Raw genomic sequence first — 396 nt, 5'->3', positions numbered from 1 at the left:
CCCTCGAGCCGGCGTGCCAGCAGGTCTTAGAAAAGAAGCTGGCTCCAACTATGGCTGTGATCAAGCGCATCCAGACTGACATTGCGCACGCTCAGCAGCACCCTGCTGCACCAGGGCGAAAGACACAGCCCGCGACGAAGAACCAACAACGCCCAAGCGCCCCGCTTACCAGCGACGCAGCTGACGCCGTCTTCATCCGGCCTGCTGACCACTACGAAAACTAGAAGGAGCGTGAACCATGAGCAACATCAATGACGAAACAGTACGGGCAAAAATGCGAAAGCTTCGCGTATCGACCTTCGCTGATGTCTTCTACGAGATTGTCAACGACGAGGCCTACGCGGATGCGCTACCAGAGGACATCTTCCTCGCAGCAGTCGAAGAGGCCTACACACA

At 57.1% G+C, this 396-nt stretch carries 1 pseudogene; it reads left to right on the top strand.

Annotated elements, in window-relative coordinates:
- A pseudogene (locus tag HMPREF2736_RS11840) lies at positions 1 to 224 on the top strand (IS21 family transposase); the annotation flags it as partial.
- Positions 225 to 396 lie beyond the last annotated feature (172 nt).

The organism is Corynebacterium sp. HMSC036E10, from assembly GCF_001836265.1.
Lineage (GTDB): Bacteria > Actinomycetota > Actinomycetes > Mycobacteriales > Mycobacteriaceae > Corynebacterium > Corynebacterium coyleae.
The sequence above is the reverse complement of the archived record's forward strand: the minus strand, read 5'-3'. Positions and strand labels throughout refer to the sequence as shown.